The sequence below is a fragment of the Nonomuraea sp. NPDC003201 genome (assembly GCF_053590415.1).
In genome coordinates, this window is the sequence record NZ_JBSFTC010000118.1 from 1 (window position 1) to 23621 (window position 23621).

Genomic DNA, 23621 nt, shown 5'->3' on the forward strand with positions numbered 1-23621 from the left:
ACGACTTCGCGACGTACCGGGTCGACCAGCTCGGCTGGCAGGTCCCCGGCAACAGCCCGATCAAGCAGATCGCCAGGCCCGCCGACATCGCCGGGCTGCGCGTCTCGGTCGGCTCTGGCACGAACCAGGAGAAGATCCTGCTCGACTGGGACAAGCAGAACAGGGCCGCCGGGCTGAAACCGGTCGAGATCCTCTACTACGAGAAGTACAGCGACGTGCTGCTGGGGCTCAAGTCCGGCCGCGTCCAGGCGTACTTCGGCCCGAACCCGACCATCGCCTACAACATCGCTGTCAGCGGGGGTTCCAGGATCGTCGGCGCCTTCTCCGGCGCGGGGCCGGACCTGCAGGGACTCATCGCGGCCATGACCAAGAAGGACAACGGCCTGGTCAAGCCGCTCAACGAGGCGCTCAACACCGTGATTGAGAACGGTAAGTACAAGGAGGTGCTCGACCGGTGGGGGCTGGGCAACGAGGCGATCCCCGAGTCGCAGATCAACCCGCCCGGCCTGCCTCGGCAGGAGTCATGAGCGAGCTCACCGCGCAGGTGCGGCTCGTCCCCATGTCGGACCCGGCCGCCGCGCCGCTGCTGGCCGGGCTGCAGCTGGAGTACACCTCCCGGTACGGGCCCAACGACGAGCTGGCGAGGTATCCGGAGTCCGAGTTCGCGCCGCCGTACGGGGCGTTCCTGATCGTGGTGTCCGGCGGCGAGACCGTGGCCGGCGGCGCGTTCCGCCGCTACGACGCGGCGACCGCGGAGGTCAAGCGCGTGTGGACGCACCCGCGTCACCGCCGCGAAGGGCTCGGCCGCCTCGTCGTAGGCGAGCTGGAACGGGAAGCGCTGCGCCGCGGGTACGGCCGGATCTACCTGACCACCGGGCCTCGCCAGCCGGAGGCCGTGCGCCTCTACCTGGCCAGTGGCTACGACCCGCAGTTCGACGTCGCCGACCGCCCCGCGCAGGGCCCGCTCGCCTTCGTCAAGGATCTGCATAGATTCCTGTAAAGCGAGTAGGGAAAGTTGACTATCCGCGACGTGTGATCGTACATTACCGGCATGAACGAGGACCGCGACGTGGCCGTCCGCACGGACCTCACGGGGGATACGCACTGGTACGACCTCCCGGACGACGAGGCCGAACCCGAGCAGGAGGAGCAGCCCTCCGCGCCGCGGCGGCCCTGGTGGCGCCGGCCGGCGTTCGCTGATGCCGCTGAGGCGTGACGGCGGCCGCAGAGGAAACGTTCAAGGAAGGTCATCGTCCGTGCCCAGCGCGGTGGCCGCGGACGGGCCGCCGGCGCTGCTCCCAGGACAGGGGCCGCCGGGCCGGGCCGCGGCGCTGGAGCAGGGCCTCGACCGGCTCGGGCAGGGCGGCGGGACCGCCTCTGGCGGGCGGCGGGCCGTCGGTCAGGAAGAACTTCGGCTCCTTGGCGGTGGACAGGTAGAGCTCCGGGTGCTGCTGCAGCGCGCTGCGCAGGGCCGTCGTCCCTGCTTTGGGCACATCGGCGATCAGGAAATCAGGCAGGGACACCGTGTTCCTCCTGGCGCTCGTCAAAGTAGCCCCATTTTCCTACCAGAAGTGTGGGATACCAAGTACCCTATAAGCCGAGTAGGAAATAACTCTTGAAACCCGGAGAGCCCGTGTCCATCACCCAGACGCCGGTCTACGCAAGTCCCGTCGACCACGCCGCGTACGGTCATTACGGCCCCGGCCGTCTGCACCTCTCGCCTGACTGGAACCGCCCGATCTACCCCTTCCAGGGCCGCGTCACCGCCGACGGCTCCAGCGGTTTCCGCGCCGAGCCCGGCCGCTACCACCTCTACGTCGCCTGGGTCTGCCCGTACGCCCAGCGCGCCGCCATCGTCCGCAAGCTCAAGGGCCTGGAGGACGTGGTCTCGCTGTCGTACGTCGACGACGAGCGCGACGGCCGAGGCTGGGCGTTCAGGGAGCGTCGCGGTCCCGACCCGGTCAACGGCTTCACCCTGCTGGAGCAGGCCTACGAGGCCACCGAGCACGCGTACGGCGGCCACATCTCGGTCCCCGTGCTCTGGGACCGGCGGACGGGCCGGATCGTCAGCAACAACTTCCCCGACATCACCATCGACCTGGCCACCCAGTTCGAGCAGTGGGCCGATGCCTCCGTCGACCTCTACCCGGACTCGCTCCGCCCGGAGATCAACAAGCTCAACGGCTGGATCTACTACGACATCAACGCCGGCGTCTCCCGCGTGGCCCGCGCCGCCACCGAGGAAGAGCGCGAAAGCGAGCGCCACCGCGTCGTCGCGGCCCTGGAACGGCTGGACGAGCGCCTGTCCGGGCAGCGGTTCCTGGCCGGCGACACGATCACCGAGGCGGACGTGCGGCTGTGGGTGACGCTGGCCAGGTTCGACGCCGAGTACAACCGCGGCGACCTCATCAGCGAGCGGACGCTGACCGACTTCGAGCACCTGTGGCCGTACGCCCGCGACCTCTACCAGCGGCCGGCCTTCAGGGAGACGATCGAGGGGCTGCCCGCCACCTGGGACTCCCCGCACGGGCGGGGCCGATGACGCGCGAGCAGGTCCATCCGGCGGTGTCCGGCTCGACCTCCCACCAGGACCGGACCGGCGCCGCGCGCCGTCATCGACACCCCGCTCGACAACCGCTCGACCCCGCTCGGCCCCGTGACCAGCGCTGATCAGACGAGAAAGACCATGAGCACCCTACGCGAGTATCTGTCACACAAACGCACCGCCCTGCTGGCCCGCCGGAAGGCACCCGCCGCCGGGCCGGTCCCGCTGCATGCCCACGTCACCGCCGAAGGCCGCAGCGGGATCCGGCGCATCAGGATCAGGGACTTCCAGATCATCAGCGACAGCGGGTCCGACTTCGCCGGCTACGACCTCGGCCCTACCTCGCCCGAGCTGCAGGCCGGCGTTCTGGGCAGCTGCGTCACGCACATCTTTCTGATCAAGGCGGCCGAACTGGCGGTGCCCATCGACGCGCTGGAAGTGGACGTACGGGCCGAATACGACCCCAGAGCCCAGCAGCCGGGCGACGGCGACATTCCCGTCTACCCGCACAACTTCACCTATGAGGTGCTGATCGACTCGCCGGCCTCGGACGAGGAGCTGGCGAACCTGCATGCCGAGGTCGAGCGGGTCTGCCCCATCCTCAACCTGATCCGCAACCCACAGCCGGTCAGCGGAACGGTGATCCGGACCTCTAACGCCGGGACCGCCGGCTGAGCTCGGTGTCGATGTCGGTGAGGATCTGCACGGCGCCGACGGCAACACGCTCGAGTTCATCCAGCCGTCGCCGGCTCGGTTGAGCTCGATCTTGGAGCTCGTCGGCGCGACAGGGTGAACGGTCCGCGGCTGGTTTTGGTCGAAGTCAGGTCGAGTCGGTCGCCGGGGCTTCTTGGGGGCTGTCACACGACCGGCCTCAGCGGCTTGGTCGCACCCTACGGCGCAGGCGGTATCGCGTAGCGCGCCGTGAGCCCGCCGCCCCCGCCAATCCGCCCTGGTGACGAAGGACGCCGCCGGTGAGGCGAGGAAGCACACCACCTCGGCCACCTCCTCCGGCCTCCCGACGGCGCCGAGATTGATCACGATCGTACGGGTGGTGTTGGATGAAGCGGTGAACCCTGGACCACTGGAGCTGCTGCACGAGGCCGTCGACCGCACCAGGGCCCTGACCCGCAGCCGCCCCGCCACCGGTCGCACCCACGATGACGCCGATCCCGTCGCCGGCAGCCTCGCGACCGACAGCGCGCAGCGCTTCGACCCCTTCCCGCTGCTGCGGGCTCTGGACGCGGCCGGAGCACGAGCCGTGGTGATCGGCCAGGTCGCCGGGATCCTGCACGGCTCAACGGAGCTGACCGGGGACCTCGACCTGCTGTGGGACGGAGCGCCGGAGCAGGCCGACACCCTGGCACGCGCCTTCGCCGCCGCCGGCTGCACGTTGCTGGACGACGAGCATCGCCCCGTCCCGCCCAGGCCGCAGGCGTTCCTGCGTCCCAAGGTGCAGTTCGACTCCCCGCAGGTGAGCGGCGACTGCTGCACGCCCGACCTGCCGTGGGGAACACTGCAGGTACGCCCCTTGCTCGACCGGGCACTGACCGCCGTCGACACGGACGGTCTGCGGGTACGCTACCTGCGCCGGGACGACCTCATCCTGATGCGCCGAGCCCTGGGACGCCCCAAGGACCTGCGCCGCGCCGAAGAACTCGAACGCCTTTGACAAGAACGCCGACGCTGACCGCAGGCGTGTGGGGCGCCACAGGCCGAAGCACTGATCGGCGACCGGACCCTCGCGACAGCCGCTCGCATTGAACCGAGACCGTCGGAGCGACCCGCCGCCCGGGGCGGAGCGGCACGTTGTCGATCGCCCGCGGGCGTGCTCGTCGGGGGCATCTGTCGTCGGAGGCGACGCGCCGTTCGAGGCACTCTCTGACCATGGGCAGACGGCGGGTACCACTCCGGGTGGATGTGTACGGAACCCGGCGGTTCCTACGATGGGCGGATGGTGGTGACTCCCCGCTGGCTGTTACCGGCCGGCCTCGGGCTGCTGATGCTGCTGGTCGGGCTGTCGTGGGCGCAGACGATCACGCGTGGCTGCGGCTGCTGGTGGCCGTTCGCCGGAGGGGGCGCCTTCATCGTCCTCTGTCTCGTCATGGTGCGTACGGCGCCGGCCCGGCTCGCCGAGGTGGCCGGTCTCCTGGCCCCCGCGGCCATAGCGGCGCTCACGGGGCTCGCGGTCAACAGCATCGGCTGGTTCGTCCTGGTGATCTACATCGCGTTCGTCGCGCTGAACCTGCGGCTCTGGCCGGGCATCGTCATGTGGCTCGCCTCGCTCTCCGTGGTGGTCGCGGCGGCGTTCACCACGCCGGACCCCGGGTGGCCCAACTGGCTGGCCGCCGTGACGCTCGTCTTCTGGAGCGGCTGGGCCGCGCGCTACCGCATCGAGGTGGGCGAGCGGCTGCACCGCGCGGAGAGCACCGCCGCCGCTGCCGCCGCCCTGGCCGAGCGGCAGCGGCTCGCGGCCGATCTGCACGACATCGTCGCGCACACGCTCGCCGTGACGGTGCTGCATCTGGGGGGTGCGCGGCTGGCGCTCGAGCACGATCCCGGGGAAGCGGCGGCGGGGATCGCCGAGGCCGAGCGCCTCGCCCGGCAGAGCATGGCGGAGCTGCGAAAGGTGGTCCGCGTTCTCGCCGAAGAAGGCGCCGACCCGGCCGTGGTCGCCCCCCAGCCCACCGCGCCCCGGCTTCCCGAGCTCTTCGAGGAATACCGGACGGCGGGCCTGGAGCTCGAGTCGAGCGTCGACGGTGAGCTGACGGCGGTGAGCCCGACGACCGGGATGGTGCTCTACCGGCTGATGCAGGAGGCACTGGCCAACGCGAGCCGCCACGCGCCGCGGAGTTCCGTCGAGGTACGGCTGCGCATATCGGAGGAAGGCGCCGTACGGGCCACGGTCACCAATTCCCTGCCCGGCAGCCCACCTCGGCACAATGGCGGCATGGGACTTCGCGCGATGGCCGACAGGGTGCGCATGGTCGGCGGCCACGTCACCGCCGGTGTCGAGAACGACCGGTGGGTCGTACGGACGGAGCTGCCCGCATGATCTCGGTGGTGCTCGTCGACGACCAGGAGCTCGCCAGGGCAGGGCTGCGGACGATCCTGCGCCAGCCGTACGGGTTCGACGTGGTCGGCGAGGCGGCCGACGGCCAGGCCGCGCTGGCGGAGGTCGCGCGCGTCCGGCCCGACGCCGTGGTCATGGACATTCGCATGCCGCGCATGGACGGGGTCGAGGCCACCCGCGCGCTGCTGGCCGCGGATCCGGCGTCCCGCATCCTGGTGCTGACCACGTTCGGCGAGGACAACATTCTGGCGGCGGCGCTGCGGGCCGGCGCGTCGGGGTTCTGCCTCAAGGACGCTCCGGCCGAGGACATCCAGCGGGCCGTACGGGCGGTGGCGGCGGGCGACGGCTGGCTGGATCCCGCCGTCTGCGGGCGGGTCCTGCTGCGCTACCGCGCGGATCCGGTGACCGACCCCGACGCGGTCCGGCGGCTCGGCGACCTCACCGCCCGCGAGCTCGACGTGCTCAAGCTCATCGGCCGGGGGCTCACGAACGCCGAGATCGCTCACCGGCTCGTGATCGGCGAGGGCACGATCAAGACCCACGTCGGCCGGATCTTCACGAAGCTGGCGGTGCGCGACCGGGCCGCGGCGGTCGTCTTCGCGTTCGACCACGGCGTGGTCCGCCCCGGGGAGCCGCCGCCTATGCCTGGGGTCTGACTCCAGGTTCTGTTCCCGGCCAGACGACAGACAGCGGGCCATCGGAAACCGTGGAGGCATGCTTCTTCAAGCCCCCCGTCTCCGGAACACCGCTCCCTCGCTCCCGGCGATCGCCTGGCGGACCATCGGTCCCATCGCGGGCGTCGTCGTGGTCACGTTGCTGATGCTGAGCCCGTGGTACGGCTACCACCGCGACGAGCTCTACTTCCGCGTGCTCGGCCAGACTCCCGCCTGGGGGTACTTCGACCAGCCTCCGCTGACCCCGCTCCTCGCGCGGCTGTCCACGGGACTGTTCGGGGACACCATCGTCGGCCTGCGGGTCGTCCCCGCGCTGTGCGCGGGACTGCTGATCCTCCTCGGCGCCGCGATCACGCGGGAGCTCGGCGGCTGCGCGAACGCGCAGACGCTCGCCGCCGCCGGTCTCGGCACCGGGATGTTCCCCCTGCTCGCCGGGCACACCCTGCTGACCCAGTCGGCCGACTTCGCGTTCTGGACGGCCTGCATCCTGTGCGTGCTGCGGGCCCTGCTGCGCGGCGACGGGCGATGGTGGCTGGCGGCCGGCGCCGTCGCGGGAGCCGCCACGTTCAACAAGCACCTCATCGTCCTGCTGATCACGGGACTGGCCACCGGGCTGCTCATCACGGTCGGCATGGCGGTGAAGGGGCCCCGTGCCGTCTTCAGCGACAGGTGGTTCTGGTCCGGGGCGCTCCTGGCGGCGGTCATCGCCTCTCCGAACCTGCTCTACCAGGCCACCAACGGCTGGCCCCAGCTCACCATGGCCGCCACGCTCAGCGAACCCGTGAACCGGATCATGTTCGTGCCCATGCTGGTGGTGCTGATCAGCATGGGAGCCTTCGCGATCGCCGTCGCCGGGTGGCTCTGGCTGCGCGGGCGGCCGGAGACCCGGCCGCTGGCCATCGCGTCCCTGGTGACGATCCTGCTCGGCTGGGCGTCAGGAGGACGGGCGGACTATGTCGCCGGCAGCCTCATCTTCGCCTTCGTGGCCGGCTGCGTGCCCGCCGCCGCGTGGACGGAGAGCCGGGCCGCCCGGCGCCGGCTGGTGTGGTGGGGGCTGCTCGGCACCTCGGTCATCGGGATCGCCGTGGCGCTGCCGCTGCTCCCGCTGTCGGCGCTCGGCGCCTCGCCGAACGAGGTGTCCAGGGAGTCGGTGGGCTGGCCGCGCTTCGCCGCCCAGGTGGCCGGGGTGTACCGAACGCTGCCGTCCGGAACGGTCGTGCTCACCGCGAACTACGGCGAGGCCGGCGCGCTGGACCGGTTCGCGCCGGACATTCCCGTCTACAGCGGCCACAACGAGCTGTGGTTCCAAGGCCCACCGCCGGAGACGGCGCGGACGGTGGTCGCCGTGGGGTTGCCGCCGGAGCGGCTGCGGCTGCGCTTCGCCCGCTGCGAATCCGCCGGGGTCATCGACCACGGCACCGGAGTCGCGAACGAGGAGCAGGGCCTGCCCGTCACGGTCTGCTCAGGACCGCGGACCTCGTGGAAGACCGCCTGGCCCGACTTCCGGCACGCGAGTTGAGGAGCGATCATGAACACTGTCCTGGTCATCACGCCGACCTACAACGAACGAGACACCCTGCCCGGCATCGTCGGCAGGATCCGCGCCGCCGTACCCGCCGCCCACATTCTCGTCGTCGACGACAACAGCCCCGACGGGACGGGCCTGATCGCGGACGGGCTCGCGGCCGAACTCGACGGCGTGCACGTCCTGCACCGGCAACGCAAGGAAGGGCTGGGCGCCGCGTACCTGGCGGGCTTCCGCTGGGGACTCGACCGGGGCTTCGACGCGCTGGTGGAGATCGACGCCGACGGCTCGCACCCTCCCGAGCGGCTGCCCGCCCTGCTGGACGCGGCCGAGCGGGCCGACCTCGTCATCGGCTCCCGCTGGGTGGCCGGCGGCCGCGTGGCGAACTGGCCGCGCAGACGGGAGCTCCTCTCACGACTCGCGAACCGTTACGTGCGGCTGGCGCTCCGGCTTCCCGTCGCCGACGCCACCGGCGGGTTCCGCGTCTACCGGGCCGCCGCACTGGAGAAGATCCTGCTCGGAAACGTGGAGTCGCGGGGGTACTGCTTCCAGGTGGATCTCACGCTGCGAGCCGTACGTCACGGGTGCACAGTGGCGGAGGTGCCGATCACCTTCGTCGACCGTACGAGCGGGGCGAGCAAGATGAGCGCCGGTGTCCTCTTCGAGGCGCTCTGGCGGGTGACCGTATGGGCCCTCAGGACAGGGACACCCGATACTCACGCACCCACGCGTTCAGCTCGACGAGCTGCACCAGCAGCTGCGCGGCGCTAGCTCCGCCCGGCAGTTGCGCGCGCAGCTCGTCGGCGCCGATCCGTTTCAGCAGGTCGTTGAGCCGCGGCGCGTCGAACATGGCGCGCAGCGGCGACTCGCTCGCGTTCACGATCCACGTCGCCTCACGTACCAGCGCCTGATCGTGAGCCGGGTTCTGGACGTGCGGGTACGCGCTCTTCTCCCGGGTCAGCGTCGTCGGCGGGAGGATGTCGGCCATCGCGTCCTTGAGCAGGCTCTTCAACCCGCCCGCGCACTTCATCGACCAGGGGACGTTCCAGACGTACTGGACGAGCCGGTGGTCGCAGAACGGCAGCCGCACGTGAAGCCCCTGCGCCGCGCTCATCCGCTCCTTGCGGTCGAGCACGACGGCGAGCGGCCCCGCCATCCCGAGATACAGCACCTCCCGCATCCGCGCGTCCAGCCCTGCCTCACCCGGCAGGCGCGGCACCTCGCCGAGGAGTTGCGCGTAGCGCGCTTTCTCGTCGCCGTCCCGCGCGAGCTCCGGCACGAGGAAGTCGGCGAGCTTCGGTCCGTCCCCGAGCCACGGGAAGGTGTCGCGCCGGATCAGTTCGGTCTTGAAGAGGTACGGATACCCGCCGAAGAACTCGTCCGCCGCCTCGCCGGACAGCGCCACCGTCGTGTCCTGCCGCATCCGCCGGAACAGCAGATACATCGACGCGTCGAACTGCCCCCACCCGGGAAGGTCACGCGCGCGGCGCGTCGCCGGGATCGCGGCGAGCAGGTCCGGCATCGTCGCCGTGAGCGTGGTGTGCCTGCTCCCCATGTACTCGGCCGCCGCCGCGGCGTACGGCGCGTCCACGTCCGGACGCAGCTCGGTCGGCGCGAAGTGCGCCTTGTCGCTGTCGAACTCGACGCAGTACGTGTCGAGCGCGTGCGGCAGCAGCCGAGCCGCCAGCGCCGCGACCGACGTCGAGTCCACGCCGCCGGACAGCATCGCGCCGCACGGCCCCGACGCGGGCAACTGGCCCGCCACGGCGTCATGGAGCAGCTCCCGAACGCGTTCGGCGGTCTCGGCGGGCGAGTGGTCGTGCGGCTCGCTCGTCAGCCGCCAGTACGCGCGCGAAACCGGCCCGTGATCGGCCGTGTACGTGATGACGTGCGCGGGTTTGACCTCATGCACCCCGACGAGCGGAGTCTCACCGGCGAGCGTGAGGCGCGGCTGCAGCGCGATCGTCATCAGCGATTGGTCGAGACGCGGGGTGAACAGCGGATTCGCCATGATCCCCCTCGGAAGGGAGGCGAACAGGATCCCGCCCGGATAAGGGTGGTAGTAGAGCGGCTTCAGCCCCAGGTGGTCCCGCGCCAGCAGCAACCGCCGGTCCCGCCCGTCCCAGATCGCGATCGCGAACGCGCCGACGAGGCGGCCGACGAAGTCCGCGCCGTGCGTCAGGTAGGCGTGGAGCAGCACATCGGTGTCGGTGGCCACGGGGGACAGGTCGAGGGACCGGCGGAGCGCGGCCAGGTTGTAGATCGCGCCGTCGTACACGAGGACGACGGTCCCGTCGTCCGGCGAGGGGCCGCGGCGCGTCGCGAACAGCGCCGGTTGACGCCCTTCGCCGGCGCCCGGGGTCGTGCGGCGGCGATGGCCCAGCGCCGCGTGCCTGATGATGTGGACCGCGCCTCCGTCAGGCCCACGATCGTTCATCGTGTCCGTCATGGCGCTCACGACGTCCGCCCGTTCCATGAGGTCGCGTTCGAGGTCGATCCATCCGATGAGACCGCCGCTCATCTGGTCAGCTCCCCTGCAGTAGTAGTAGGTCTCAGCTCCGTGAGCGACCGCCGTACGCGGGTCAGCGCCTCGCGGGTGCGGTCCGGCGCGTGGACGAGCGCGATGCGCAGGTGACCCGCGCCGGGGTTGGCCCCGCGGTCGGTGGCCGCGCCGAGGTAGCGGCCCGGCATCGCCGTCACCGCTTCCCCCCGCCACAGCAGGCGCGCCGCCTCCTCGTCATCCGGTACGGGGAACCAGAGGAAGAATCCCGCCTCGGCCCGCCGGTAACCGGCGAGATCGCCGAACAGTTCGTCAGCGATGTCCCAGTTCGCGCGCACGGCCGATCGCAGGCGCGCGACGTGCGCGTCATCCGCCCACAGCCCCGCCGCCACCGCGCACACCGGCGCCGCGAGAGAGACCCCGCAGGTGCGGTTGTGGTTCGCGTACGCGGCCACGCTCTCCGGATCCCCGATCACGAACCCGGACCGCAGGCCCGGCATCCCGGACCGCTTGGACAGGCTGTGGAGCACCAGGAAGCGCCCCGCTTCGCTCGCCATGCCGGATGCCAGGAATCCGCCGCCCGCGGACGCGCCGTGGACGAGGTCGATGTAGCACTCGTCGACGACGAGCAGCGCACCGGCCGCCCGCGTCGCCGCGCTGATCGCGCGTACCGTGCCGGGGGTATGCGTCTCGCCGCGCGGGTTGCCCGGTGAACAGACGACGACCGCGGCGACGTCCCGCCGAGCGGCCACGGCGGCGGCGACCTCCGACGCGTGGCCGTAGAAGATCGCCCGGCCGCCCGCCGCCGACACCGCCGCGTGGTACGTGGGATAGAACGGATTGGGCAGGACGACCGCCGGAGCGGGCGAGCGGACGTCCGCGGAAACGGCGAGGGCGATGGCGGCCGCGACGGCCTGCTTCGTGCCGGGGGACGGCTCGATCGCGAGCGACCCTTCACGTACGGCGGCGCCGACGTGGGTGCCGAAGCGGCGTTCGAGCCAGCCCGTGTAGGCGGCGCGGAGCTCGGGGGTGCCGCCGAGCGGGGGATACCGCGTCCAGCCGGCCACGTCAGCCAGGAGCCGGCCGTCCACCGGCGGCGTGACGAGGCGAGCCTCGCCGAGGTGGAGGGGGATCGGGGTGAGGCCGGCGGGCGCGGGGATTCTCGCCAGGAGCGCGCGCAGCCGGTCGAAGGCGCTCGGCGATGAGGTTGACGGCATCGATGAAGGGGCTCAGTCGCGGACGAGGTCGTTCAGCGCCGTCTTGCCGCGGGTGCGGTCGTCGGCGTGCTTGACGATGATCGCCGCATACACCGATATATCGGGATTGTTGGCGTCGATGCGGGAGCCCGGGACGACGACCGCGTTCTCGGGGACCTCGCCGTAGGTGACCTTTCCCGTGGCACGGTCGACGATGGGGGTGGACCTCCCGAGGAAGACCCCCATGCCGATCACCGCTCCCCGCCGTACGACCACGCCCTCGGCGATTTCCGAGCGCGCGCCGACGAAGACGTCGTCCTCGACGATGACGGGCTGCTCACCGATGGGTTCGAGGACGCCGCCGATGCCGGCTCCGCCGGAGATGTGGCAGCGTGCGCCGATCTGCGCGCAGGAGCCGACGGTGGCCCAGGTGTCGATCATCGTGCCCGGGCCGATGTAGGCGCCCACGTTGACGAAACACGGCATCAGCACGACCCCGGGCGCCACGTACGCGCCGTGGCGGACGACTCCGCCGGGGACCACGCGCAGGCGCGCGTCGCGGAAGACGGCGTCGTCCCAGGTCTCGAACTTGAGCGCGATCTTGTCGAAGCTCTTCGGCTGTCGCGGGCCGCCGGACCCGACCTCGTTCCGGCCGATCAGGAACGACAGCAGAATGAGCTTCTTCACGAACGTGTCGACCACCCACTCCGGCCCCTCCGGCCGTGCCGCGCGCAGCTCTCCACGGTCGAGGGCCGCGAGCCCGGCGGTGACGTGCGGCGCGAGGACCGCCAGCTCGTCCGCGGACAACGACTCCCGCCGCTCGAAGGCGGTCTCGACCAAGCTCCTGTTCACGATCACGCTCCCCAGCGGACGGTCGCGACGTAGTCGTCGTAGGTTTCGGCCCGCCGGATCTCCACCACGTCGCCGCCGTCGGTGAGCATCAGCTCGGCGGGACGCAGGCGGCCGTTGTAGGTGAAGCCCATGGCGTGGCCGTGGGCTCCGGTGTCGTGGATGAGCGCGATGTCGCCGTCGCGTGGCTCGGGCAGCTCGCGGTCGACGGCGAACTTGTCCAGGTTCTCGCAGAGCGCGCCGACGACGTCGAATCTGCCGACCTCCCGGCCCTCGGCGTAGGGGAGGGAGATGTGGTGGTACGCGCCGTACATGGCGGGCCGCATCAGTGACGACATCGAGGCGTCCAGGCCGACGATCTCGTGGCCCTTGCGGCAGCGGTTGATGACGCGGGTGACGAGGACGCCGTGCGGGCCGGTCACGTACCGGCCGATCTCGGTGAGGATGCGCGGCCCGCCTGGGCCGAAGAACTCCTCCCTGGCGGCGAGGATCTCGTCCGCGTACGCGGTGAAGTCGATGGGTTTGTCGTCCTCGTGGTACGGGATGCCGAGCCCGCCGCCGACGTTCACGTACTCGAGCTCGATCCCGACGGCCTCGGCGACCCGCGCGCCGTGCCGGATGACGTCGGCGGCCGCCCGCGCGGCGCGGCTGGTGTCGAGCTCGTTGGCGCAGGTCATGCCGTGGATGCCGAACCGTCGCGCGCCACGGGCGACGGCGTCCGCGTACGCGTCGGCGAGCTCGTGCACGGGCACGCCGAATTTGCTGTGCGCCGCGTTGCCCATGAGCGCGCAACCGGCGGCCAGGCCGGTGGGGGAGATGCGAAAGGCGACGGTCTCGGGAAGTTCATCGACCTTTTCCGCGAACGACCTGTCGTCGAACGTTATCAGCGCTCCCGCGGCGCGGGCCGTGCGATATTCGGACAGCGCGGTGTTGTTGGAGGTGAACACGATGTCACCGGCCTGCGCGCCGACCGTCCCGGCAAGGCGCACTTCCACCGCCGAGGAGCAGTCGAAACCACTTCCGGCGGCGCGCAGCAACGCCAGGATATTCGGGTTCGGCAACGCTTTCACCGCGAAATATTGCCGGTACGAGGGGTCGCCGAATGCGCGCGTCATCGCCTCGTGGGTGGCCACGATGCCGCGCGCGTCGTAGAGGTGGAATGGCGTGCCGTAATCCGCGACGAGATCGGGGAGCAGCGGCAGCAGTCGCTCGGCGAATTCAGCCGACATTGGCAAGGCGGGATCCGATCATCAGGGTACGAGCGCGACGCAGATCGTGCGGTTGCGTATTCCGCTCACGGGCCGCAAATACGGGAAATAATAGCTTTCCACCGGCTCGAACCCGAAAGAAATCAGGCTCTTGTGCAGATAGTCCTTCGCGATGAACCAGAACCCGTCCACGTGCTGGTGCGGCGCGAAGTCGGCCTTGGCTTCGCGGGGCGCGTCGTTGGACAGGACCAGGTACGTTCCCGGCCGCAGGTCCAGGTCGCGCAGCTTGCCGAGGGCGGGGGCGAGTTCCCCGGCCACGTCGAAGAGGTGGCCGAGCAGGCCGTCGGCGTAGACGGCCGAGACGTCGGCGGCGTCGGCGGGACGCAGGTCGAAGTAGTCGACGGTGCGAGCGTCGACCCCCTTCCTCCTGGTCAGCTCGACGGCTTCGGCGTTGCAGTCGATGGCGCGCACGTCGCGGTCGTGCGCGACGAGGTCGCCTTCGACGAAGCCGTTGCCGCAGCCGAGCGACAGCACCGCCGCCCCGGGCGCGGTCAGCATCAGGATCTTGAGGACGATGTGCGCACGGTATTCGGGGACGTAGGTCGACGGGGTGATGGAGTCGTTGAAGGCGCCACCGCTCTCCCAAATGTCATAGATGCTCTGCGAGGCGGAGCCGACGGAGCGCGGCAGGCAGTAATAGTCGTGAATGCGCGCCAGCTCCGGTCTGGATTGCGGCACCCTTTCCCTCCCTGGGTTGACGGTGTCGAAGCCGTGCCGGCGGGGCGGATTTCTCGCCGTTGAGTTTCCGGTCGTCGGACGAGCGGCAGGAGCGTAACACGCGGCCGACGGCGGGCAAAGGCCCCTGTCCAATTCTGGCCGGAGCAAAGGCTGGTGCCCGATCATTCGTTGGGTGTGAGAAGTTTGTAACATGTAAACTCGCTGGTCGGCGCCGTGCCTGGATTTTGTCACGACACTTATCGGGGTCGCTCGCCGGGCCGATTACGGAAAATGAAAGTTTCCCGCGTCCTTGCGCCGCGCGGCGGCCGGACCGTATGCTCCCGCCGTGCTTGAGTTGATTCCCATCACGGCGGGTATTGGCACCGAAGTCCGCGGGATCGATGTCACCGGTTATATTTCCGACCATGATTTCGAGCGCATCTATCGCGCCTGGATCGACACCACCATTTTGCTGATCAGAGGTCAGGAAATGACCCCGGCCGAACAGGTGGAGTTCAGCCGCAGGTTCGGTGAGGTGGTCACGTACACCCGGTCCCAGTTCAACGCCGACGACCATCCCGAGATCCTCGTCCTGTCGAACCTGACCCGCGACGGCAAGCCGATCGGCTCGGCGTACAGCGGCCGGGTCTGGCACAGCGACGGCGCGTACCTGACGGCCCCGCCTGCGGGGTCGATGCTGTACGCGCGCGAGGTGCCGCCCGTCGGCGGGGACACCTGGTACGGCAACATGTACGCCGCCTACGAAGCGCTCCCGGACCAGGTCAAGGACCGGATCGCCGATCTCAGGGTCGTCATCAGCCGGGTCCGGTCACGGCCCTACAACTACCCGGACCGGCCGCCCCCCACCGCGAAGGAACGCGAGGAGTGGGCGGACGTCGCGCACCCGATCGTGAAGGTGCACGACGTGAGCGGACGCAAGGCCCTGTACGTCGGCGGCAACGTGCCGTGGCGGATCGAGGGCATGTCCGAGGACGAGAGCCGGCCGCTCATCACGTTCTTGCAGGAGTTCGCCACGATGCCGCGGTTCACCTACCGCCACCGGTGGCAGGCCGGCGACATCGTCCTGTGGGACAACCGCAGCGCCATGCACCGGGCCACCTCCTACGACCACGTCAAGCACCGGCGCCTGATGCACCGGACCACCCTCGCGGCGGCCGGTTAGATGCGGGCGGACTACATCATCGTGGGGGCGGGCGCGGCGGGGTGCGTGCTCGCGTCGCGGTTGTCCGAGGACCCCGGCACGCGGGTGCTCCTGCTGGAGTCGGGGTCGCGGCGGCGCAGCCCGCTGCTGTCGATCCCGGCCGCCGAGACCATCCTCATGGGCAACCCCAGGTACGACTGGTGCTTCGAGACCGACGCCGACCCGACGATCGGCGGCCGGACCCTGCGCATCCCCCGCGGGCGCCTGCTCGGCGGATCCAACCAGATCAACGGCATGATCTTCGTCCGCGGCCAGCGCGAGGACTACGACGAGTGGGAGCGGCTCGGCAACCCCGGCTGGTCGTGGGCCGGCGTCCTGCCGTACTTCAGGAGCCTGGAGAGCGCGGGGATCGGCGGGCCGAGCCGGGGGAGCGACGGGCTGATCAGCGTCGGCCTGCCGCGCGAGCGTGACGAGCTGTGCGACGCGTTCCTGGTGGCCGCGCAGAAAGCCGGATACCGGGAGAACCCCGACTACAACTCCGGCGACCAGGAGGGCTTCGGCTACTACCAGGTCAACCACGACCGCGGCCGCCGCTCGTCGGCCGCGGGGACGTATCTGCGCCGTGCGCTGCGGCGGCCCAACCTCATGGTGCTCACCGAGGCGCATGTCACCGGGCTGCGCTTCGAGGGAACGCGCTGCGTCGGCGTCAGCTTCCGCCACCAGGGCCGGGCGCGGCAGGCCGGCTGCCGGCGCGAGGTGATCCTCAGCGCGGGGACCGTCCAGTCGCCGCAGCTGCTCGAGCTGTCGGGGATCGGCTCCGCCGACGTGCTCGCGGCGGCCGGGGTGCCGGTCGTGCACCATCTGCCCGGAGTCGGCGAGAACTTCCGCGATCACTACGCGACCCGGCTGCGCTGGCGGGTCCGCCGTCCCATCACGTTCAACGAGCGCTCGCGCGGCCTGCGCCTGGCCCGCGAGGTCGCCACGTACGTGACGCGCCGCCGGGGGCTGCTCAGCCTGCCCATCGCGCTCGGCCACGGGTTCGTCCGCTCGTCCGAGGCCGAGCAGCGGCCGGACCTCCAGTTCCACTTCGCCCCGGCCAGCTACGGCGCGGGGGCGACCCGGCGGCTGGACACGGCTCCCGGCATGACCGTCGGCGTCTATCCGCTGCGGCCCGAGTCGGCCGGGTCCATCCACATCCGCTCCGCCGACCCGATGGCCCCGCCCGCGATCCGGCCGCGCTTCCTCGCCGCCGAGGCCGACCGCGCGCGGCTGGTCGCCGGGATGCGCATCGCGCGCCGCGTCGTCGAGGATCCCGCGCTCGACGCGTACCGCGAGTTCGAGCTGATCCCGGGCAAGGACGTCCGGACCGACGACGAGCTGGTCGCCTACGCGCGGGAGAACGGCGACACGTCCTACCACCCGGTGGGGACGTGCCGGATGGGCGCCGACCCGATGTCGGTCGTCGACCACCGGCTGCGCGTCCACGGGCTGTCCGGGCTGCGCGTGATCGACGCCTCGGTGATGCCGACCATGGTCTCCGGCAACACGAACGCCGCGAGCATGATGATCGGCGAAAAAGGCGCAGCGCTCGTTATCGCCGATTTCCTGGAGAACGCATGAGGTTCGACTACGCACGCAACCTGGCCGCCGCCGGGACCTTCCGTGACTGGCGCAGCGCCTTCTGGCCGCCGTCCGACGGCTACCAGCTGGCCTGCCTCGACCTCGCGGCCGAGACCCCGGACCTCGGCGGCGGCTTCCTCGCCGGGCTGGCCACGCTGAAGGCGGCCGTAGACGCCGACTGGCAGCGGGTCAAGGAGGCGGCGGGGCCGCCCGAGGACGCGCGGGAAAGACGGCGCTTCCACGCCCCGGCGCTGGTCGCCTCCGCCATGCGTGACATCGCCAAGCACCTGCCCGGCGAGGCCGACCGGCGCGCGCTCGCGCTGCGCGCCGACGCCGTCGAGCACGGCTACTCCGCCGAGGCCCTGTGCGAGCTGGCGGAGTTGCGGGAGGACGTGACGCTCGTCGCGGGCCATCTCGGCACCTGGTCGGGCAAGGACCCCGGCGGGCTGCCCACGGCGTTCGCCTGCCGCCGCGACGACGTGGGGCAGGAGTTCGTGGCCGCCGCGCTCGCCGAGCGGCACCGGGTCGAGCCGTACCTGCGCGCGCTCATGGCCGACCTCCGGCTCGGCGACCTGCCGGCGTTCGGCGCGACCCGGCTGTTCTTCATGGCCGGGGAGGGCAACCTGCACCCCAAGCACATCGCGTACTTCCTGCCGGAGGACGAAGGGGTCGACGAGTCGCCGTACAAGAAGACCTACTACTTCCGCAACGCCCACCGGGCGGTCCTCGACACCGTGTCCGGGCCGCTGTCCGCCCGGTACGCGCGGGTGGGGAACGGGTTCGACCCGGCGGCCGAGCGGTTCGCGGGGATTCCGACGCTCGGGGTGCTCAGCCACGAGTTCGGGCACTTCGTGCACCGGCCCGCCACGGACTTCACGCCGCTGTGGACGGCGGACCCGTGGGTCGTGGGGGTGCTCCAGGAGACGGCCGCCGACGTGTTCGGCATCCTCGTCCTCGCCGAGGTGTGGGCCGGGCCGCTCGGGCTGGACCAGGCCGACGCCATCGCGTACTACCTGGCCGAGTGCCTGCGCTACGTGGACCGCGGGCTCGGCACGTTCCCCGACAGCGACGGCATGTTCCTCCAGCTGTCCTACCTCGCGAAGCTCGGCGCGCTCGCGCTCGACGGCCCCGCTCTCGCCGGTGAGCCGGACGCGGTGCTCGCCGGGTTGCGGTCGCTGGCCCGCGTCCTCGCCGAGACCCTGTTGTTGCCGGACCCCGGGCCCGCGCTCGCCTTCCACGCCGCGTACGGCCCCGCCGACCTCGGGCCTCTTGAGCCGCTGGTCGAGGAGTTACGCCGCAGGCCCATGCGGTCCGTCGAGTACGTCCAGGAACACCTCCATGTTCGTTGACTCCCTGGTGGACAGGCTCGCCGAGCACCCCCGGCAGCGGATGCGGTTCCTGTCGCGCGACGGGAGCACGCTGGTCAGGACGTACGCCGAGATCCACGACGACGCCCGCCGGCTGATGGCCGAGTTGCGCGACAGCGGCCTCGGCGCGGGCGACCTCGTCGGCGTGCTCGGCCCCAACTCCTACGAGTGGATCCTCGCCGACCTCGCGCTGCTCGCGCTCGGCTGCGTCCCCGTCGCCATCCCCGCGGAGAACCGTCACGATCCCGCTGAGATCGGCGCGCTCGTCGGCACGTACCGGCTGGCCGCGCTGCTGGTGACCCGGGCGCTCCCGGGCGAGGCCGGCCTGCCCGCGGCCACCGCGGTCCTCTCCGACCGGCCGGTCAAGCTCGACCCGGTACGGCACGCCGACGCCCCGGCGCTGCCGCCCGGCGTGCGCACGATCGCGTTCTCCTCGGGCACCGCGGGGACGCAGAAGGGCCTGCTGCTCACCGACGACGGCATCGCCAACACCGTCGAGCTGTCGGCCCGCGCGTGGCGGGTCACGCCGGACGACGACATCGCGATCGTCATGCCGTACTCGAACTTCCAGCAGCGCTACCTCACCTACCTCGCGATCTGGACGGGCTGCGCGGCCACCGTCGTCCCGCCGGAGATCATGTTCCAGGCCTTCAAGACCGTGGAACCCACGATCATCCTCGGCCCGCCGTCCTTCTTCGAGCTGCTCCACAACCGGGTCATGGCCGCCGCCCCGGCCGAGCGCATGGACAAGGGCCGCGGGTGGCTGTCGATGTACGGGTCGCGGGTGCGGCTCATGTACACCGGGTCCGCGCCGGTGCCGCCGGCCATGGTCACCCTGTTCCAGGAGCTCGGCGCGCCGCTCTACGAGCTCTACGGCAGCACCGAGATCGGCTGGATCGCCATGAACGTGCCGGGCCAGGCCAGGGTCGGCACGGCAGGACGGCCCGTGGACGGCATCACCGTCGAACTCGGCGACGACGGCGAGGTCGTCGTGCGCGCCGAGCGGCCGCAGGTCGTCGGATACGTGTACGAAGGCGTCGACACGCAGGACGCGGTCTTCCTCCCCGACGGCAGGATCGCCACCGGCGACCTCGGGGTCCTCGAAGACGGGTTCCTGAGGCTCACCGGCCGCAAGAAGAACGTGATCATCACCCGGAGCGGCGTGAAGATCAACCCGGCCGAGCTGGAAGCCGACGTCGAACGCGCCTTTCCCGGCGTCCGCGCCATGGTGGCCCTGCCGGACGGCGCCGCACTGCTCGCCTGCGTCGTCTGGACCGAGGACGCGGGCCCTGGAGGAGCGGGCAGGGCGCGCGAGATCGAGGCGTACATCAAGCGGAGGAACGCGGGCCGCGAGCCGTCGCACCGGATCGCGACGACTCTCGTCCGCCCGGCGGAGGAGCTCACCGTGGAGAGCGGTCTGCTGACCCGGAACTTCAAGATCGACCGTGGCGCGGTCGCGCGCGCCGTCTGGGGGAGTGGCGACAGGTGACCGAGGACGCGCTCTGCCAGATCATCGCCAGCGTTCTGCCCGGCAGGGACGTGGCGCCGTCCATGAGCCTCAGGAACGACCTCGGCGTCGACTCGATCGGGCTCATGAGCATCGTGTTCGTCCTCGAGGAGCAGACCGGCATCGACGCCATGAGCCGCATGGGGGAGTTCATCGAGGCCGAGTACGTGCACGACATCGTCGGCATCTGCCTGGGAGCGAACTCATGACGATCATCGACTTCCACTGCCACGTCGCGGCCGAGATGTGCTTCCCGCCGTCGTTCCGCGACGGGGTCATCGACAACATGGCCGCGGCCATGCAGGCGCGCGGCCTGCCCGCGACGAAGGAACGGCTGCGCCGCATGCACGACGCGACCCTCCAGGACCCGCTGTGCGACCAGCTCGTGAAGGAGATGGACGACGCGGGGATCGATGAGGCCGTGCTGCTGCTGCCGGATTTCACGTACGCGCTGAAGGACGGCACGCACTCCATCGAGGAGATCATCGATCACCACAAGGCGGTCGTCGATCGGCATCCCGGCCGCTTCCGCGTCCTGGCCGGCGTCGACCCGCGCTGGGGGGCCGACGGGATCGCGCTGTTCGAGCGGGCCGTCGTCGAGTACGGCTTCGACGGCATGAAGCTCTACCCGCCGTGCGGCTACCGCCTCGACGACAAGGCGCTCTACCCGTTCTACGAGATCTGCGCGCAGCACCGGCTGCCGGTGCTGTCGCACATCGGCGCGACCTCCCCGGCGCTCGACTTCGAGATCGCGCTGCCCATCTACGTGGACCGGCCCGCGCGCGACTTCCCCGGCGTGGACTTCGTGCTCGCGCACGGCAGCGTCCACTACCCGGACGAGTGCGCGATGCTCTGCAACAACCGGCCGAACGTCTACATCGACGCCAGCGGCTACGAGGCCCCCGACGGCGTGGCCGGGCTCAACCGGTTCTTCCGCCGCAACATCAACCACAAGGTGCTGTTCGGCACCGACTGGCCGATCTTCCGGCTGCAGGGCAAGCAGACGAACTTCGTGGAACGACTCACGGCCGAAGGAGCCTTCCCGGCTGAGATGACCCAGGCCGATCGCGACCTGTTCATGGGGAAGAACGCGAAACGGCTCCTCGACAAGAAGGGCACAGGCAGATGACCACGTTGACCGACGGCCTCACCGCCGAGCAGGTCCAGTTCTTCAAGGACAACGGCTACGTCGGCCCCTTCGATCTCTACGAGCCCGACGAGGCTCAGAAGATCTGGAGCAAGGCCATGATCGAGATGGCGTTGTCGAAGAACAAGCCGCACAACTCGACGGTCATCAACTATGACCGGCACCTGGACTGCGACACGCTCTCCGAGCACATCTCGCGGCCGGAGATCGTGAACAAGCTGCGCTCGCTCCTGGGTGAGGACATCATCTGCTGGAAGTCCAACATCTTCCAGAAGCAGCCGGGTGACGCGGGCACCGGCTGGCACCAGGTCGAGAAGTACATCGTCGGCGAGACCACGACCGCCGCCACGCCGTCGCTGAGCTTCGCGTACGACCGCGACGACGACGCGGTCCTCCAGGACGTCAGCGTCTGGACTGCCTTCTCCCCGGCCCAGCGCGAGAACGGCTGCCTGCGCTTCATCCGCGGCAGCCAGAAGCGCTGGTTCTACGACGAGAACAAGCGGCTCACCAAGGGCCCGCAGCGCAAGACCGACTTCTTCGGCTACGACTACTCCGAGCTCCAGCTCGACCCCGACTGGGACCCGGAGAAGGAGGACGTCGTCGAGATGGAGATGGGCCCCGGGCAGTTCGTCCTGTTCGTCGAGAAGTGCGTCCACGGGTCCCTGCCCAACGTCAGCGACCAGACCCGCCTCGGCTACGCCTCCAGGTACGTGATCCCGCAGACCAGGGTGTACGAGCACGTGGACAGGCTGGTCGAGTTCGGCGACGAGATCGCCCTCGACTACCACGGCTGCGTCCTGGTCTCCGGCGAGGACAGGTACGGCTACAACCGCATCTACACCGAGAACCTCAACGGCTTCGCGTTCAAGCGGGTGGCCGCCGATGCCTGACATCGACGACCGGCTGCGAAACTTCGTCGACTTCCTCGGCACGCAGCCCATGGCGCCGGACCTCACCTACGACGAGGTCGCGCAGAGCAGGTCGCGCGCCGAGCTCGGGATCAGCTCGCTCAACATCCTCATCCTCGTCAACAGCTACATCGAGGAGAAGGCGAACGGGCGGATCGCGTTGCGCCCGGAATGGGTGCCGATGCTCGAGGACATCGACGGCATCCTGTCGGTGATCGAGGAAATCGACGCGAGCGCGCCGGCCGAGGTCTGAGTGGCCGGCATCGGGTCCTTCGCGTACGTGGTCGGCGACGCCGAAGGCCGTCCTGAGGACATCCCCGGGTTCGAGGACCTGTGGCGCGCGGTGTCGCCGGACACCGCGTTCACCGCGATGGGCACGGGCACGTACCGGAAGATGACCGGGCCGCTCGTCCCGTACGTCGTGGACTGCGTGGCGAAGGTGCTGAGCGCGCACGGCGTCCGCGCGGCGGAGGTGGACCGGCTCGTGCTCGCGACCTCCGACCGCGTGCTCGGCCTGCTCGGCGGGGACGTCGCCGTCGAGGTCATGCGGGCCGCAGGGCTGACCGCGTGTGTTCCCGCGATCGTGTCGCTCCAGCAGTGCTGCAGCTCGCTCGAAGCCCTCCGGTACGGCTGGGGCCTGGCCGGCCCAGAGGTCGGCGCAGGCGCGCGCAACGTCGTGCTGGTGGCGCTGGACTTCACCCCGGACGACCGCGACCGGGTGAAGTCCTTCGCGCTCTTCGGGGACGCCGTGGCGGGCTGCCTGATCAGCCGTGACCACGGCGGCCTCACACTCGCCGGGACCGGGCTGGCCGCGGACTTCTCCGGCATGGTCGGGCAGGACACGTTCGCGTCCCGGCAGGCGGTCTCCCGGGCCGCGCTGGACCAGGCGTTCCGCCAAGCGGGCCGCGTGCCGGGAGACGTCACGAAGATCTTCACCTCGAGCCTGTTCGCTCCCATCGTGAGCTTCAACGCGATGGCCGCCGGCCAGGCCCGCGAGCTCCTGCACTTCCGGGGGCCGATGACCCGGTACGGTCACTGCGGTAACGCGGACTGGCTGATCAACCTGATGGACCACACCGACAAGTCCGGCCGGGAGCGAGGGGCGCTCTACCTCGCGCAGGCCTCCGCGCCGGGCTTCTTCGCGTGCGCACTACTGGAGGCAGAGTAAATGAAGATCGTGGTCGACGACCTGCGCGGACCGGAGATCGCCGCGTTCCTGGAGGAACACCTGCGGGAGATGCACGCCATCACCCCCGCCGAGAGCGTGTACGCGCTCGACCTCGACGGGCTGCGCGTCCCCGAGGTCACGTTCTGGTCGGTGTACGACGGCGACCGGCTCGTCGGCTGCGGCGCGATCAAGCGCATCGACGACGGGCACGGCGAGATCAAGTCCATGCGCACCGCCCAGGAGCGGCGACGCGACGGCATCGCGAGCCTGCTCCTCGCCCACATGCTGGAGGAGGCCAAGGCGATGGGTCTGGAGCGGCTCAGCCTGGAGACCGGCTCGACCGAGCACTTCGAGCAGGCGCGGAAGCTGTACGCGAAGTTCGGCTTCGAGCCCTGCGGTCCGTTCGCGGGCTACGGCCCCGACCCGCACAGCGCCTTCATGACCCGGACGCTCTGACG

The 23621-nt window shown here is 70.5% G+C and carries 25 protein-coding genes and 1 pseudogene; 20 read left to right on the forward strand and 6 right to left on the reverse strand.

From position 1 onward, the window contains the following. From ACWDX9_RS32710 to ACWDX9_RS32720, 3 genes and pseudogenes are all read left to right on the forward strand, one after another. Nucleotides 1-527, forward strand: a pseudogene (locus tag ACWDX9_RS32710) (ABC transporter substrate-binding protein); the annotation flags it as partial. Then, entirely contained in the window at nt 524-1000 is a 477-nt protein-coding gene (locus ACWDX9_RS32715; protein WP_449960703.1) for a GNAT family N-acetyltransferase, read from the forward strand. The pseudogene ACWDX9_RS32710 and the gene ACWDX9_RS32715, both read left to right, overlap by 4 nt. Before the next feature lie 51 nt (nt 1001-1051). Continuing rightward, nucleotides 1052-1216, forward strand: a complete 165-nt coding sequence (locus ACWDX9_RS32720) for a hypothetical protein (RefSeq protein WP_449960705.1) — start codon at nt 1052-1054, stop codon at nt 1214-1216. Between the two features lie 31 nt (nt 1217-1247). Here the strand turns inward: ACWDX9_RS32720 and ACWDX9_RS32725 are convergent, their stop codons facing one another. Next, on the reverse strand, nt 1248-1523 hold the full coding sequence (locus tag ACWDX9_RS32725) for a hypothetical protein (protein ID WP_449960708.1): 276 nt from the start codon (nt 1521-1523) through the stop codon (nt 1248-1250). A gap of 110 nt (nt 1524-1633) precedes the next feature. Between ACWDX9_RS32725 and ACWDX9_RS32730 the strand changes: the two genes are divergently transcribed. The 7 genes from ACWDX9_RS32730 (at nt 1634) to ACWDX9_RS32760 (ending at nt 8585) form a co-directional block, all read left to right on the forward strand. Next, nucleotides 1634-2542, forward strand: a complete 909-nt coding sequence (locus ACWDX9_RS32730; RefSeq protein ID WP_449960711.1) for a glutathione S-transferase C-terminal domain-containing protein — start codon at nt 1634-1636, stop codon at nt 2540-2542. Nucleotides 2543-2686: 144 nt separating this feature from the next. Then, nucleotides 2687-3220: an OsmC family protein gene (locus ACWDX9_RS32735; RefSeq protein ID WP_449960713.1), complete on the forward strand. Its 534-nt coding sequence runs from the start codon at nt 2687-2689 to the stop codon at nt 3218-3220. A gap of 277 nt (nt 3221-3497) precedes the next feature. Then, nucleotides 3498-4214 (forward strand): hypothetical protein, encoded by a 717-nt coding sequence (locus tag ACWDX9_RS32740; protein WP_449960716.1) that lies wholly within the window; start codon nt 3498-3500, stop codon nt 4212-4214. 282 nt (nt 4215-4496) lie between these two features. Then, nucleotides 4497-5597, forward strand: coding sequence for a sensor histidine kinase (locus tag ACWDX9_RS32745; protein ID WP_449960719.1), 1101 nt, complete (start codon nt 4497-4499; stop codon nt 5595-5597). Continuing rightward, a complete protein-coding gene (locus tag ACWDX9_RS32750; protein ID WP_449960722.1) occupies nt 5594-6271 on the forward strand; it encodes a response regulator in 678 nt (225 codons plus the stop codon). Before ACWDX9_RS32745 ends, ACWDX9_RS32750 begins: the two co-directional genes overlap by 4 nt. A gap of 58 nt (nt 6272-6329) precedes the next feature. After that, nucleotides 6330-7808 (forward strand): ArnT family glycosyltransferase, encoded by a 1479-nt coding sequence (locus ACWDX9_RS32755; RefSeq protein ID WP_449960724.1) that lies wholly within the window; start codon nt 6330-6332, stop codon nt 7806-7808. 9 nt (nt 7809-7817) lie between these two features. Beyond that, the gene (locus ACWDX9_RS32760; RefSeq protein WP_449960726.1) at nt 7818-8585 is read left to right on the forward strand and encodes a polyprenol monophosphomannose synthase; all 768 of its coding nucleotides are present in this window, start codon (nt 7818-7820) and stop codon (nt 8583-8585) included. On the opposite strand, the gene asnB is transcribed toward ACWDX9_RS32760, so the two are convergent. The 5 genes from asnB to ACWDX9_RS32785 are packed head-to-tail and all read right to left on the reverse strand — an operon-like array spanning nt 8509 to nt 14305. Next, a complete protein-coding gene (gene asnB, locus ACWDX9_RS32765) occupies nt 8509-10335 on the reverse strand; it encodes an asparagine synthase (glutamine-hydrolyzing) (protein WP_449960728.1) in 1827 nt (608 codons plus the stop codon). The two genes, ACWDX9_RS32760 and asnB, sit on opposite strands and share 77 nt — an antisense overlap. After that, nucleotides 10332-11531 carry an aminotransferase class I/II-fold pyridoxal phosphate-dependent enzyme gene (locus tag ACWDX9_RS32770; protein WP_449960730.1) on the reverse strand — a complete coding sequence of 400 codons (1200 nt, stop codon included), beginning with the start codon at nt 11529-11531 and terminating at the stop codon, nt 10332-10334. The genes asnB and ACWDX9_RS32770 overlap by 4 nt, the downstream gene beginning before the upstream one ends. A gap of 12 nt (nt 11532-11543) precedes the next feature. Then, complete coding sequence (locus ACWDX9_RS32775; RefSeq protein WP_449960733.1) at nt 11544-12362, reverse strand: 2,3,4,5-tetrahydropyridine-2,6-dicarboxylate N-succinyltransferase; 819 nt, start codon at nt 12360-12362, stop codon at nt 11544-11546. Nucleotides 12363-12364: 2 nt separating this feature from the next. After that, nucleotides 12365-13588 (reverse strand): diaminopimelate decarboxylase, encoded by a 1224-nt coding sequence (locus ACWDX9_RS32780; RefSeq protein ID WP_449960736.1) that lies wholly within the window; start codon nt 13586-13588, stop codon nt 12365-12367. A gap of 21 nt (nt 13589-13609) precedes the next feature. Further along, a complete protein-coding gene (locus ACWDX9_RS32785; RefSeq protein ID WP_449960738.1) occupies nt 13610-14305 on the reverse strand; it encodes a class I SAM-dependent methyltransferase in 696 nt (231 codons plus the stop codon). A 325-nt stretch (nt 14306-14630) separates the two neighbouring features. Between ACWDX9_RS32785 and ACWDX9_RS32790 the strand changes: the two genes are divergently transcribed. Genes ACWDX9_RS32790 through ACWDX9_RS32835 form a run of 10 tightly spaced genes read left to right on the forward strand, consistent with a single transcriptional unit; the run spans nt 14631 to nt 23619 of the window. Continuing rightward, entirely contained in the window at nt 14631-15467 is an 837-nt protein-coding gene (locus ACWDX9_RS32790) for a TauD/TfdA dioxygenase family protein (RefSeq protein ID WP_449960740.1), read from the forward strand. Continuing rightward, nucleotides 15468-17066 (forward strand): GMC family oxidoreductase, encoded by a 1599-nt coding sequence (locus ACWDX9_RS32795; RefSeq protein ID WP_449960742.1) that lies wholly within the window; start codon nt 15468-15470, stop codon nt 17064-17066. Next, complete coding sequence (locus tag ACWDX9_RS32800; protein ID WP_449960745.1) at nt 17063-18415, forward strand: hypothetical protein; 1353 nt, start codon at nt 17063-17065, stop codon at nt 18413-18415. The genes ACWDX9_RS32795 and ACWDX9_RS32800 overlap by 4 nt, the downstream gene beginning before the upstream one ends. Next, the gene (locus tag ACWDX9_RS32805) at nt 18405-19922 is read left to right on the forward strand and encodes an AMP-binding protein (protein ID WP_449960748.1); all 1518 of its coding nucleotides are present in this window, start codon (nt 18405-18407) and stop codon (nt 19920-19922) included. The genes ACWDX9_RS32800 and ACWDX9_RS32805 overlap by 11 nt, the downstream gene beginning before the upstream one ends. Beyond that, complete coding sequence (locus tag ACWDX9_RS32810; protein WP_350734063.1) at nt 19919-20149, forward strand: acyl carrier protein; 231 nt, start codon at nt 19919-19921, stop codon at nt 20147-20149. Before ACWDX9_RS32805 ends, ACWDX9_RS32810 begins: the two co-directional genes overlap by 4 nt. Then, nucleotides 20146-21069, forward strand: coding sequence for an amidohydrolase family protein (locus tag ACWDX9_RS32815; protein ID WP_449960751.1), 924 nt, complete (start codon nt 20146-20148; stop codon nt 21067-21069). Before ACWDX9_RS32810 ends, ACWDX9_RS32815 begins: the two co-directional genes overlap by 4 nt. Beyond that, the gene (locus ACWDX9_RS32820) at nt 21066-21977 is read left to right on the forward strand and encodes a chlorinating enzyme (protein ID WP_449960754.1); all 912 of its coding nucleotides are present in this window, start codon (nt 21066-21068) and stop codon (nt 21975-21977) included. The genes ACWDX9_RS32815 and ACWDX9_RS32820 overlap by 4 nt, the downstream gene beginning before the upstream one ends. Beyond that, entirely contained in the window at nt 21970-22248 is a 279-nt protein-coding gene (locus ACWDX9_RS32825) for a hypothetical protein (protein ID WP_350734068.1), read from the forward strand. Before ACWDX9_RS32820 ends, ACWDX9_RS32825 begins: the two co-directional genes overlap by 8 nt. After that, nucleotides 22249-23163, forward strand: coding sequence for a hypothetical protein (locus ACWDX9_RS32830; RefSeq protein WP_449960757.1), 915 nt, complete (start codon nt 22249-22251; stop codon nt 23161-23163). Beyond that, on the forward strand, nt 23164-23619 hold the full coding sequence (locus ACWDX9_RS32835) for a GNAT family N-acetyltransferase (RefSeq protein ID WP_364264582.1): 456 nt from the start codon (nt 23164-23166) through the stop codon (nt 23617-23619). The last annotated feature ends 2 nt before the right edge of the window (nt 23620-23621 follow it).

Excerpts from the sequence above, each read along its gene's own strand:
- asnB (WP_449960728.1), bottom strand. The coding sequence starts at position 10,335 with ATGAGCGGCGGTCTCATCGGATGGATCGACCTCGAACGCGACCTCATG.
- ACWDX9_RS32770 (WP_449960730.1), bottom strand. The coding sequence starts at position 11,531 with ATGCCGTCAACCTCATCGCCGAGCGCCTTCGACCGGCTGCGCGCGCTC.
- ACWDX9_RS32735 (WP_449960713.1), top strand. The coding sequence starts at position 2,687 with ATGAGCACCCTACGCGAGTATCTGTCACACAAACGCACCGCCCTGCTG.
- ACWDX9_RS32745 (WP_449960719.1), top strand. The coding sequence starts at position 4,497 with ATGGTGGTGACTCCCCGCTGGCTGTTACCGGCCGGCCTCGGGCTGCTG.
- ACWDX9_RS32795 (WP_449960742.1), top strand. The coding sequence starts at position 15,468 with ATGCGGGCGGACTACATCATCGTGGGGGCGGGCGCGGCGGGGTGCGTG.
- ACWDX9_RS32835 (WP_364264582.1), top strand. The coding sequence starts at position 23,164 with ATGAAGATCGTGGTCGACGACCTGCGCGGACCGGAGATCGCCGCGTTC.
- ACWDX9_RS32815 (WP_449960751.1), top strand. The coding sequence starts at position 20,146 with ATGACGATCATCGACTTCCACTGCCACGTCGCGGCCGAGATGTGCTTC.
- ACWDX9_RS32755 (WP_449960724.1), top strand. The coding sequence starts at position 6,330 with ATGCTTCTTCAAGCCCCCCGTCTCCGGAACACCGCTCCCTCGCTCCCG.
- ACWDX9_RS32715 (WP_449960703.1), top strand. The coding sequence starts at position 524 with ATGAGCGAGCTCACCGCGCAGGTGCGGCTCGTCCCCATGTCGGACCCG.
- ACWDX9_RS32760 (WP_449960726.1), top strand. The coding sequence starts at position 7,818 with ATGAACACTGTCCTGGTCATCACGCCGACCTACAACGAACGAGACACC.
- ACWDX9_RS32800 (WP_449960745.1), top strand. The coding sequence starts at position 17,063 with ATGAGGTTCGACTACGCACGCAACCTGGCCGCCGCCGGGACCTTCCGT.
- ACWDX9_RS32825 (WP_350734068.1), top strand. The coding sequence starts at position 21,970 with ATGCCTGACATCGACGACCGGCTGCGAAACTTCGTCGACTTCCTCGGC.
- ACWDX9_RS32720 (WP_449960705.1), top strand. The coding sequence starts at position 1,052 with ATGAACGAGGACCGCGACGTGGCCGTCCGCACGGACCTCACGGGGGAT.
- ACWDX9_RS32780 (WP_449960736.1), bottom strand. The coding sequence starts at position 13,588 with ATGTCGGCTGAATTCGCCGAGCGACTGCTGCCGCTGCTCCCCGATCTC.
- ACWDX9_RS32750 (WP_449960722.1), top strand. The coding sequence starts at position 5,594 with ATGATCTCGGTGGTGCTCGTCGACGACCAGGAGCTCGCCAGGGCAGGG.
- ACWDX9_RS32820 (WP_449960754.1), top strand. The coding sequence starts at position 21,066 with ATGACCACGTTGACCGACGGCCTCACCGCCGAGCAGGTCCAGTTCTTC.
- ACWDX9_RS32805 (WP_449960748.1), top strand. The coding sequence starts at position 18,405 with ATGTTCGTTGACTCCCTGGTGGACAGGCTCGCCGAGCACCCCCGGCAG.